Source organism: Marinobacter sp. SS5-14b (assembly GCF_030541005.1).
Taxonomy (GTDB): Bacteria; Pseudomonadota; Gammaproteobacteria; order Pseudomonadales; family Oleiphilaceae; genus Marinobacter.
Genome location: NZ_JASSVM010000002.1, coordinates 185,463 through 196,871 on the forward strand (window position 1 = coordinate 185,463; position 11,409 = coordinate 196,871).

Here is an 11,409-nt window from a genome sequence, read left to right on the forward strand (position 1 = left end):
CCGAAAGGAAAGAAGGTGTTTACTTACCTTCTTTCGCTTTCATTGCCTTCGCCTTCTCGATTGCCTCGTCCATACCGCCGCACATGTAGAAGGCCTGCTCCGGCATGTCGTCGTAATCGCCGTTGAGGATACCTTCGAAGCTCGCGATGGTCTCTTTCAGAGACACGTACTTACCCGGTGAACCGGTAAATACTTCAGCAACGTGGAACGGCTGAGACAGGAAACGCTCGATCTTACGGGCCCGGGATACGATCAGCTTGTCGTCTTCTGACAGCTCATCCATACCCAGAATGGCGATGATGTCCTTCAGTTCCTTGTAACGCTGCAGAACGTTCTGAACGCCACGGGCAACATTGTAGTGCTGCTCGCCGATCACCAGCGGATCCAGCTGACGGGAAGTGGAGTCGAGCGGATCGATCGCCGGGTAGATACCCTTGGAAGCGATGTCACGGCTCAGTACCACAGTCGCGTCGAGGTGCGAGAAGGTGGTGGCCGGAGACGGGTCAGTCAAGTCATCCGCCGGTACGTATACCGCCTGGATAGAGGTGATAGAGCCGTTCTTGGTGGAGGTGATACGCTCCTGCAACTCACCCATTTCCTGGGCCAGAGTCGGCTGGTAACCTACCGCTGAAGGCATACGGCCCAGCAGTGCGGATACTTCGGTACCGGCCAGGGTGTAACGGTAGATGTTGTCAACGAACAACAGTACGTCACGACCTTCGTCACGGAACTTCTCAGCCATGGTGAGACCGGTCAGGGCCACACGCAGACGGTTTCCTGGGGGCTCGTTCATCTGGCCGTAAACCATGGCCACTTTATCGAGAACGTTAGACTCCTTCATTTCATAGTAGAAGTCGTTACCCTCACGAGTACGCTCACCAACACCGGCGAATACGGAGAGACCGGAGTGCTCTTTCGCAATGTTGTTGATCAGTTCCATCATGTTTACGGTCTTGCCAACACCGGCACCACCGAACAGACCAACCTTACCACCCTTGGCGAACGGGCAAATCAGGTCGATAACCTTGATGCCGGTTTCCAGCAGGTCTGCAGAGGCTGCCTGGTCAGCGTAGCCCGGAGCTTTGCGGTGAATACCCCAACGCTCTTCTTCGCCGATCTCGCCCTGTTCGTCGATGGGACGACCCAGAACGTCCATGATCCGGCCCAGCGTTTTCGTACCAACCGGTACAGAAATCGGCTTGCCGGTGTTTTCTGCTTTCAGGCCACGCTTGAGGCCTTCGGTGCTGCCCATGGCGATGGTACGAACAATGCCGTCACCCAGCTGCTGCTGGACTTCCAGAGTTGTTTCGCCACCTTCAAGCAGCAGTGCGTCGTAAACGCTTGGCACGGAGTCACGTGGAAATTCCACGTCGATAACCGCGCCAATGATCTGAACGATGTGTCCGCTACTCATGCTCGGTTCCTCGTTATCTAGTAGTCAATAAAACCAGTAGGTTTGTGAGCGCTATCAAACAGATGCTGCGCCGCTCACAATCTCCGAAATCTCTTGAGTGATCGCTGCCTGACGGGCCTTGTTATAGGCCAGCTGGAGCTCGTCAATGATGCTGCCAGCGTTGTCGGTGGCGCTCTTCATAGCGATCATCCGGGCGGCCTGTTCACAGGCCAGATTCTCTACCACACCCTGATACACCTGGGATTCGATATAACGTGGCATCAACCCGTCAAGAATCGGACGTGAATCCGGCTCGTAGATGTAATCCCACTGGCGACCAATGTCTTCATCTGAACCTTCGGGCAGAGGCAACAGTTGCTCTGACTTCGGGCTCTGGGTCATGGTGTTGACGAATTCGTTGCTGATAAGGAACAGGCGATCAATCTTGCCTGCCTCGAACGAATCCAGCATCACCTTGACACTGCCAATCAGCTTTTCCGCACTCGGGCTGTCGCCCATGTGGGTCAGGGCTGCCACCACATTTCCGCCGTAGCTGCGGAAAAATGAGGCGCCTTTCTGGCCAATGGCACAGATATCAGTCTCAATACCTTTCTGTTTCCATTCACGCATTTCACGCACGAGCAGCTTGAACGCGTTGGTGTTCAGACCACCACACAGGCCACGATCAGAGGAGACTACAATGTAGCCAACCCGCTTGACCTCACGCTCCTGCATGAACGGATGGCGGTAATCTTTGTTGGACTTGGCAATGTGTCCGATTACCTGGCGCATCTTTTCGGCGTATGGACGGGTAGCCCGCATACGCTCCTGAGCTTTACGCATTTTGCTCGCCGCCACCATTTCCATGGCGGAGGTGATCTTCTGCGTGCTCTTGATGCTTCCGATCTGGTTACGTATTTCTTTTCCGACGGCCATAAGTCACTGCCTTTTCAAGTTAGACACTCAAAGGGACCAGCAGGCCCGCACACTGGCGGGCCCATTGGATTTACCAGCTCTGAGTGGTCTTGAATTTTTCCAGAGCAGCTTTCAGGCCGGCAGCGATGTCGTCGTTGAAGCTGCCTTCAGCACCGATCTTCTCGAGAAGATCTTTCTGCTCGGACCGCATCCAGTCCAGCAGCTGTGCTTCAAACTTCACAACCTTGTTAACATCAACATCGTCAAGGAAGCCTTCGTTGGCTGCGAACAGTACAGTACCCATTTCCGCGACGGTCATCGGGCTGTATTGGTTCTGCTTCATCAGCTCGGTTACGCGCTGACCGTGCTCCAGCTGCTTACGGGTTGCTTCATCAAGGTCAGAAGCGAACTGGGCGAAAGCCGCCAGTTCCCGGTACTGGGCCAGGGCCAGACGGATGTTACCGCCGAGCTTTTTCATGATCTTGGTCTGAGCTGCACCACCGACCCGGGATACCGAGATACCGGCGTTCATGGCCGGACGGATACCCGAGTTGAACAGGTTGGTTTCCAGGAAGATCTGACCGTCGGTGATGGAAATCACGTTGGTCGGAACGAACGCAGAAACGTCACCGGCCTGGGTTTCGATGATCGGCAGAGCGGTCAGGGAACCGGTCTTGCCTTTCACTTCACCGTTGGTGAACTGCTCAACGTAGTCAGCGTTTACGCGGGATGCGCGCTCCAGCAGACGGGAGTGCAGGTAGAAAACGTCACCTGGGTAAGCTTCACGTCCTGGCGGACGACGCAGCAACAGGGAAATCTGACGGTAGGCAACGGCCTGCTTGGAGAGGTCGTCGTATACAATCAGAGCGTCTTCGCCGCGGTCACGGAAGAATTCACCCATGGAAGTACCGGAGTACGGTGCCAGGAACTGCATGGCGGCCGGATCCGCGGCACCGGCAGCAACCACGATGGTGTGGTCCATAGCGCCGTGCTCTTCCAGTTTGCGAACTACGGCAGCGATGGACGACTGCTTCTGGCCAACGGCCACGTAGATACACTTGATACCGGTGTTTTTCTGGTTGATGATCGCGTCGATCGCCACCGCAGTCTTACCGATCTGACGGTCACCGATGATCAGCTCACGCTGGCCACGACCGATCGGCACCATGGTGTCGATGGCTTTCAGGCCGGTCTGAACTGGCTCGTCAACGGACTGACGAGCGATAACGCCCGGTGCAACCTTCTCAACCGGAGCGGTCAGCGTGTTGCCCAGCTCACCTTTGCCGTCGATCGGGTTACCCAGACCGTCGACTACGCGACCCAGCAGTTCGTTACCAACAGGAACTTCCAGGATACGACCGGTACAACGAACTTTCTGACCTTCGGCCAGTTCTTCGTAGTCGCCCAGAACAACCGCACCAACGGAATCACGCTCCAGGTTCAGCGCCATACCGAATGTGCCATTGGCAAATTCAATCATCTCGCCGTACATAACGTCGGCCAGACCGTGAATCAGTACGATACCGTCAGAAACAGACAGGATCGTACCTTCGTTCTTTGCTTCGGAAGAGATGTCGAGTTTCTCGATTCTCTTCTTGATGATCTCACTGATCTCGGATGGATTCAGTTGCTGCATGCCTTTGTCCTCAAACCTTGTGCTGAAATCAGGAGCCCAGAGCCTTGGCCATTCTGGCCAATTTGCCACGGACTGAAGCGTCGATAACCAGGTCGCCTGTGCGTACTACCACGCCGCCGATCAGAGACTGATCCACTGCGGTTTCAAGCTCAACCTTGCGCTCCAGCTTTCTGGACAATGCGTCAATCAGTTTCTGTTGTTCGTCGCCAGACAATTCGAATGCGGTATCGATTGTCAGCTTAACGGATCGCTCCACATCTGCACGATACAGGGCGAACAAAGCAGAAATTTCTGGCAGCAGGGCCAGACGCTTGTTTTCAGCAAGAATCAACAGGAAGTTTCTGAGTGCTTCAGGCAGCGGCTCTTCAAAACAGTCCGCGAAGAGTTCCGCCTTGCGTTGCTCAGACAGGCCGGGGTTGGCCAGAATGTTCTTTACCTCTTGGTCAGCCGCAACCTGGGCTGCGAAAGCCAGTGCCTGATCCCAAAGATCAACAGCGTTCTGGTCCTGCGCGGCTTTGAAAACGGCTTTCGCGTAGGGTCGGGCTAACGTTGTAAGTTCTGCCATGATGACCCTCTTTTAGAGTTCTGCGGCCAGCTTTTCCAGCATCTCGCTGTGAGCTTTGGCGTCTACAGAGGTTTCCAGAATCTTCTCGGCACCCGCAACAGCCAGAGCTGCCACTTCGTTTCTGAGTGCGTCGCGAGCCTGAACACGCTCCTGTTGAATTTCGGCCCTAGCCTGTTCAATAAGCTTTTCGCCTTCTTTGCGAGCGTCGTCCTTGGAGGCTTCGACGATCTGGGCGGCACGCTTGTTGGCCTGGTCAATCAGGGCTGCAGCTTCTTCTTTCGCTTTCTGCATTTCTTTCGTGGCTTTTTCCTGAGCGAGCTCAAGATCAAGCGATGCACGATCTGCAGCGGAAAGGCCGTCTGCAATTTTCTTCTGGCGCGCTTCCATGGCTGCCGTAATTGGCGGCCACACATATTTGACGCAGAACCAGACGAAAATAGCGAAGGCAATCGATTGCCCTATCAACGTAAGGTTTATATTCACGGCAATATACCTCTTGCTATTCGTTGCGTCCTGGTTTCCGGAAATCGGGCGCGGTGACAGGCACCTGCGCCCTCAATTCTCGGTTTGATTAACCAGCAACAACGAAGATCAGGTACATCGCGATACCAACACCGATCATGGGAACCGCGTCGAGCAGACCAGCCATGATGAATGCTTTGGTTTGCAGCTGGTTAGCCATTTCTGGCTGACGCGCGGTGGACTCGAGCAGTTTGCCACCCAGCAGACCAAAACCGATACCAGCGCCCAGAGCGCCCAGACCGATGATCAACGCAGCTGCGATATATACCATTTCCATTGAAGACTCCTCAGTTTTTCAGATAGTTAAGGGTTAGTGTATTAAAGGGTTAATCAGTGATCTTCGTGCGCCGCACTGAGGTAAACCACAGTCAGCACTGTAAAAATAAAGGCCTGAAGCGGGATAACCAGTATGTGGAAAATCGCCCAGGGTACGTTCAGTGTCCACTGGACCCACAACGGCAACAAGGCGATGAGGATAAACACTACTTCACCGGCATACATGTTACCAAACAAACGCAGCGCCAGACTGATTGGCTTGATGATCAGAGCCAAGATCTCGAGCATCAGGTTGACCGGAACCATAGACCAGTGATTGAACGGATTAAAGGCCAGCTCCTTGGTGAAGCCACCTACACCTTTGACCTTGAAACTGTAGAACAAGATAAGCAGGAACACGCCAAACGACATACCAAAGGTAGCGTTTGGATCGGTGGTCGGAACGATCTTGAAGTATTCCAGCCCCATGGCGTGGGCCACGGACGGGATAAAATCCACTGGAATCAGCTTCAGGACGTTCATCAGCAAGATCCAGACGAAAATCGTCAATGCCAACGGTGCAATCAGCGGGTTTTTGCCGTGGAAGACGTCACGAACAAGGCCCTGAATGAATTCGAAGGTTATTTCAACCAGATTCTGCAGACCACTCGGAATTCCGGCCGTTGCGCGAGTCGCCGCGTAACGGAACAGCCCCAGGAACAGAACGCCCATTGCAATGGACCAACCAAGGGTATCCACGTGAAACGCCATGAAACCCATGTCGGCGGCTTCCTGAGCCGTTCTTGCAAACGTCCAGGTTGCCTCCTCGACGATCGAGCCGTCGGCACGAACGTAAGGTTCACCATTTTCCAATGGTTGAAGCTTGCCATAGGTAAGGTTGGTAAGGTGGTGTTTTATATACTCTACTGGGGTATCAGCTGCCATACTGCTCTCGTCCAGTCATCGCTGTGGTCGCGGCCGGATGAGCCAGCGTAATGCCGTACCCAACACAACCATCACAGCAAAAGTGAATAACAGAGCCGGTACGTGTACTGGCTCCATTAAAGTGAAAACGGCCGCAAAAAACACTGCGGTAAGGGCCAGCTTGATGCTTTCGGCCCTGAACATGTTACCCACCGCCACATGCACCTGGCGGGCGCCCTGATATCGGAACGTCCGATGGGCAAAATACGCGTTTGGTATGACAAAAATAAGACCGCCGATGAATGCGGAATAACCGGCCAAACGACTTTCTGTAAACCACAACAGGCTCAGAACAATCAGAGCCGCCATCTCTATAGTCAGCCACTTTGCCAGCGGCACGTACGTGATGGCTTTCTTCAAACGGCTCATATCACCTACTGTCATTCCAAGCGCGCGGAATTATATGTGTTAACCGGTAGGTGTTCAACAGAACCGGATGGAAAAACCGGCCAATTTTTAACCAGGGCACACGAAAGAATATCAAATCTTCACACAAGTTGTGCCCGGCAAGAGGTTGCACAACCACATCTGGTGTTTAGGAGAAAAAACAGGACGTTTGGATGATTTCGCTAAATTTTTCGGCGTTATCGGATATGGCCCAGAATACCGTCGAGTTCATCCAGAGATGTGTACTCTATAACCACTTTACCCTTGCCCCGTTTGCCGTGGGCAATGGATACCCGGGCTCCCAAACGGTCCGAAAGGTCGTCCTGTAATGCACGGATGTTGGGGTCCAGGGCCTGACGGGTTTCCGGTTCTTCCGCTGGCTTTTCCTGCTGGACACGACGCACCAGTGCTTCGGTTTGCCGGACAGACAAGGACTTCGCCACAACCTGGCGGGCCACCTGCATCTGTTGTTCCGGCGGCAGAGTCAGCATAGCGCGGCCGTGGCCCATTTCAAGGTCGCCATGTTCCAGCATGGTGCGCACGTCTTCGGTCAGACCAATCAGGCGCAGCAGGTTGGTGATGGTGGTGCGGGACTTGCCAACCGCTTCGGCAACCTGGGCCTGGGTGAGTCCAAACTCTTCCTGCAGTCGCTGCAGCGCGAAGGCTTCTTCTATGGGGTTCAGGTTTTCGCGCTGAATATTCTCGATCAGCGCCATCGCGATGGCGGCTTCGTCCGGCACTTCCCGAATGATCGCCGGTATGCGGTCGAGCTCCGCTATCTGGGTTGCCCGCCAGCGGCGCTCACCGGCAATTAACTCATAACGGCCTTCGGCGATGGGGCGAACAACAACGGGCTGCATTACGCCCTGCTGACGAATGGAGTCGGCCAGTTCCTGCAGCGCCGCCGGATCCATATCGCGCCGGGGCTGGTAGCGCCCGCGCTGAATCAGATCAACGGGAATGTCCCGCATTTCGCCGTCGCGGTTGGTGGTTTCCTGATTGAGGTTGACTCTGGAGCCCTGCAGGAGAGCCCCCAAACCTCGTTCGCCCAAGCCTCGCTTCTTCGCCGCCATGGTAGTTGTCATTCTTCCTGTTGAAATAATGGATGCATGGTTGCCTGACGGCGAGCTATGTTACACCGCAACGGCTGCGGATGTCTTTTTTGATCCATGCCGACGCACCATTTCACCGGCCATGGCCAGGTACGCAATCGCGCCCTTGGAGGTTTTGTCGTAATTCAGGGCCGGCATACCGTAACTGGGGGCTTCCGCCAGGCGGACGTTGCGTGGAATAACGGCCCGGTAGACTTTATCGCCAAAATACTCACTGAGTTGCCCCGAAACATCCAGCGTCAGGCTGTTGCGTGGGTCATACATGGTGCGCAGGATGCCTTCCACTTCCAGGTTGGGATTGACCGTTTCCTTGATTTGCTCAACGGTATTCATCAGCGCGGCCAGACCTTCCAGCGCGTAATACTCGCATTGCATCGGAATCAGCACAGAATCCGCGGCGGACAGGGAGTTTACCGTCAGCAGATTCAGAGACGGCGGGCAGTCGATCAGTATGTAGTCATAATTTTCCCGAATACTGTTCAGGGACAGGCGCAGACGGTGTTCACGGCCGATTTCGTTCATCAGCTCCACCTCGGCGGCGGTCAGGTCACCATTGGCCGGCAACACATCAAACCCGCCAGGTTCAGCCCGCACAATCACCTCTTCAGCCGTCGCCCGCTTGGTCAGCAGATCATAGCCAGACACCTGCAGCGCGTTTTTATCCACACCGCTGCCCATGGTGGCATTACCCTGAGGGTCCATGTCGACCAACAGCACCCGGCGCTTGGTTGCCGCCAAAGAAGCTGCAAGGTTGACGCAGGTGGTGGTTTTGCCCACACCGCCTTTCTGATTGGTCACTGCAATCACGCGCGCCATGCTTTGCCTCCTGCTGTTTCGGGTTACCGGGATGGGTTGCTCCGGCTGACGATCAGCAAATGCCGTTCGCCGTCTGCGCCGGGAACCTTCAGGGAATGGCTGGATTCTACCTGCCAGCCGGCCGGAAGGGCAGCCACTTCATCATCCGGATACTGACCTTTCATGGCAAGGAACTGGCCATCACTCGTCAGCAACTGGCCGCACCAGGTCACCAGATTTTCCAGCGCGGTAAAAGCCCGACTGCTGATCTGGCTGTAAGGCTGCTCTAGCTGACAGTCTTCAGCCCGGCCGTGAATCACCTCGACATTGTTCAGGCCTAGCTCCAGCACACACTGATTCAGGAAGCGGGTTTTCTTGCCGTTGCTGTCGAGCAGGGTAAACCGCTTGTCAGGAAACACGATGGCCAGTGGAATGCCGGGTAAACCACCGCCGGCACCCACATCGAGCAGATGTTCGGTGGTCACCCAGGGCAGGATACTCAGGCTGTCCAGCAACTGGCGAGACACCATCTCGCGCTCATCGCGGACGGCCGTCAGGTTGTAGGCCTTATTCCATTTGTTCAGTAGAGCCAGAAAAGCCAGCAACTGCTGTTGCTGGCTGTCAGTCAGGGCAAGGTTCATTGCGGTCAACCCGTCACGGAGCTGACCTTGCCATTGCTGTGGATACGTCATATCAGGCGCTTTGCTTTCTCAGCAGATCCCGTTTTTTCAAGTGCACCAGAATCTGGCTGACCGCGGCCGGGGTCACGCCCTGAATACGGGAGGCCTGAGCTACGGTTTCCGGGCGCACCGCTTGCAGTTTCTGCTTGATCTCATTGGACAGCCCGCCGATCACCTCGTAATCCAGATCAACAGGCAGGCGAGTATTCTCATTTCTGCGCAAACGCTCAATCTCGTCCGCCTGGCGGGAAATGTAGCCTTCGTACTTAATCTCGATTTCAACCTGCTCGGCGACGTTCGGATCATCCGCCTGCTCGGCAGCTATATCGGCAATGTGCTGATACGCCATTTCCGGACGACGCAGCAGCTCAGCCAGAGACTGGTCACGGGTCATCGGCTGCTTTAAATAGCTGTTCGCACGCTCACCGGCATCGGTGCCTGGATGAATGCGGGTGCTCTCCAGACGATTGCGCTCTTTGGTAATGGCCTCACTTTTAGCACTGAACTTCTGCCAGCGCTCGTCATCTACAAGGCCCAGCTTGCGACCGGTTTCAGTCAGGCGCAGGTCGGCGTTGTCTTCCCGCAAAATCAGCCGGTATTCGGCACGGCTGGTAAACATGCGGTAGGGCTCCTGGGTACCCATGGTAATCAGGTCATCCACCAGCACGCCCAGGTAGGCTTCGTCCCGGCGCGGGTACCATTCGTCTTTGTCCTGAGCGCGCAGGGCCGCGTTAATCCCCGCCAGCAAACCCTGGGCACCGGCTTCTTCGTAACCAGTGGTACCGTTGATCTGGCCCGCAAAATACAGGCCCTGGATAAACTTGGTTTCCAGGGTGTGGCGCAGGTCCTGGGGGTTCAGGTAATCATATTCGATGGCGTAGCCCGGGCGCAGGATGTGGGCATTTTCAAAGCCGGGAATCGACTGCACCGCCTTCAGCTGGATATCAAACGGCAGGCTGGTGGAAATGCCGTTGGGGTACAGCTCATTGGTGGTCAGGCCTTCGGGCTCGACAAAAATCTGGTGCGAATCCTTGTCCGCGAAGCGATTGACCTTATCCTCGATGGACGGGCAATAGCGCGGGCCCACACCTTCGATGGTGCCGGCAAACATCGGCGAGCGATCAAAACCACTGCGGATGATGTCGTGGGTTTCTTCGGTGGTACGGGTAACGTAGCAGCAGATTTGCTCCGGGTGCTCGTCGCGGCTGCCAATAAATGACATCACCGGTGTCGGATCGTCGCCCCACTGTTTTTGCATCACTGAAAAGTCGACGGTGCGGGCATCGATACGCGGCGGTGTACCGGTTTTCAGGCGACCAACATTGAAGGGTAACTCCCTCAGACGGCGAGCCAGAGCATTGGCAGGGGCATCACCGGCACGGCCGCCAGCGTGGTTCTGCATGCCGATGTGGATAACTCCGCCCAGGAAGGTACCGGTGGTCAGTACCACGGTTTTGGCGTTGAAACGGATACCCGTCTGGGTAACCACACCCACCACCTGGTCGTTTTCCACAATCAGGTCATCGGCTGCCTGCTGGAACAACGTCAGGTTTGGCTGGTTTTCCAGGGTATGACGAATGGCCGCCTTGTACAGAATTCGGTCGGCCTGAGCACGGGTGGCGCGCACCGCCGGGCCTTTACGGCTGTTCAGTACCCGGAACTGGATGCCGGCCTGGTCAGTGGCGCGGGCCATGGCCCCGCCCAGCGCGTCGATTTCTTTCACCAGGTGGCTCTTGCCGATGCCACCGATGGCCGGGTTACAGGACATCTGCCCCAGAGTTTCAATGTTGTGGGTCAGCAGCAGGGTTTGCGAACCCATACGTGCGGCCGCCAAAGCGGCTTCGGTACCGGCATGGCCACCACCAATGACAATGACATCGAAACGGGTCGGAAACTCCACTCTTCACCTCAAAAATCGGGCTGACAAAAAGGGTATAAAAACAGGGCGGCGAGTATAACGCCTCGCCGGGGAAATTGCAGTTGGAATGAGCAAATTTTAACCAGATTAACGCACATAGAAAAGAACGGACCAGCAATCACCGTGAAATCCAGCTGGATTCAACGCAATGCTAGTCTAGGTGAAAACCGAAATTTTATGCTTTTCAGACGCTTGTGATCACCTGTTCAGAAAAGTTTTCAAGAAAGTTATCCACATTCCACAACAC

General features: G+C 55.3%; 12 protein-coding genes. All 12 read right to left on the reverse strand.

From position 1 onward, the window contains the following. Positions 1-19: 19 nt before the first annotated feature. The 12 genes from atpD to mnmG all read right to left on the reverse strand — a co-directional run bounded on the left by atpD (position 20) and on the right by mnmG (position 11,144). A complete protein-coding gene (gene atpD, locus QPL95_RS04850) occupies positions 20-1,414 on the reverse strand; it encodes a F0F1 ATP synthase subunit beta (RefSeq protein ID WP_303289880.1) in 1,395 nt (464 codons plus the stop codon). 54 nt (positions 1,415-1,468) lie between these two features. Then, complete coding sequence (gene atpG / locus QPL95_RS04855; protein ID WP_303289881.1) at positions 1,469-2,329, reverse strand: F0F1 ATP synthase subunit gamma; 861 nt, start codon at positions 2,327-2,329, stop codon at positions 1,469-1,471. Between the two features lie 70 nt (positions 2,330-2,399). Continuing rightward, positions 2,400-3,944, reverse strand: a complete 1,545-nt coding sequence (gene atpA, locus QPL95_RS04860; protein ID WP_303289882.1) for a F0F1 ATP synthase subunit alpha — start codon at positions 3,942-3,944, stop codon at positions 2,400-2,402. A 28-nt stretch (positions 3,945-3,972) separates the two neighbouring features. After that, positions 3,973-4,509 (reverse strand): F0F1 ATP synthase subunit delta, encoded by a 537-nt coding sequence (locus QPL95_RS04865; protein WP_303289883.1) that lies wholly within the window; start codon positions 4,507-4,509, stop codon positions 3,973-3,975. A 12-nt stretch (positions 4,510-4,521) separates the two neighbouring features. Beyond that, on the reverse strand, positions 4,522-4,992 hold the full coding sequence (locus QPL95_RS04870; RefSeq protein WP_303289884.1) for a F0F1 ATP synthase subunit B: 471 nt from the start codon (positions 4,990-4,992) through the stop codon (positions 4,522-4,524). A gap of 88 nt (positions 4,993-5,080) precedes the next feature. Then, positions 5,081-5,308 carry a F0F1 ATP synthase subunit C gene (gene atpE / locus QPL95_RS04875; RefSeq protein ID WP_303289885.1) on the reverse strand — a complete coding sequence of 76 codons (228 nt, stop codon included), beginning with the start codon at positions 5,306-5,308 and terminating at the stop codon, positions 5,081-5,083. A 53-nt stretch (positions 5,309-5,361) separates the two neighbouring features. Next, positions 5,362-6,231: a F0F1 ATP synthase subunit A gene (gene atpB / locus QPL95_RS04880; RefSeq protein WP_303289886.1), complete on the reverse strand. Its 870-nt coding sequence runs from the start codon at positions 6,229-6,231 to the stop codon at positions 5,362-5,364. A 15-nt stretch (positions 6,232-6,246) separates the two neighbouring features. Then, positions 6,247-6,639, reverse strand: coding sequence for an ATP synthase subunit I (locus QPL95_RS04885; protein WP_303289887.1), 393 nt, complete (start codon positions 6,637-6,639; stop codon positions 6,247-6,249). Between the two features lie 215 nt (positions 6,640-6,854). Continuing rightward, positions 6,855-7,730, reverse strand: coding sequence for a ParB/RepB/Spo0J family partition protein (locus QPL95_RS04890; RefSeq protein WP_303290384.1), 876 nt, complete (start codon positions 7,728-7,730; stop codon positions 6,855-6,857). A gap of 60 nt (positions 7,731-7,790) precedes the next feature. Beyond that, complete coding sequence (locus tag QPL95_RS04895) at positions 7,791-8,585, reverse strand: ParA family protein (protein ID WP_303289888.1); 795 nt, start codon at positions 8,583-8,585, stop codon at positions 7,791-7,793. Between the two features lie 23 nt (positions 8,586-8,608). Then, positions 8,609-9,256 carry a 16S rRNA (guanine(527)-N(7))-methyltransferase RsmG gene (gene rsmG / locus QPL95_RS04900; RefSeq protein ID WP_303289889.1) on the reverse strand — a complete coding sequence of 216 codons (648 nt, stop codon included), beginning with the start codon at positions 9,254-9,256 and terminating at the stop codon, positions 8,609-8,611. Between the two features lies 1 nt (position 9,257). Next, a complete protein-coding gene (gene mnmG / locus QPL95_RS04905; protein WP_303289890.1) occupies positions 9,258-11,144 on the reverse strand; it encodes a tRNA uridine-5-carboxymethylaminomethyl(34) synthesis enzyme MnmG in 1,887 nt (628 codons plus the stop codon). Positions 11,145-11,409: the final 265 nt, after the last annotated feature.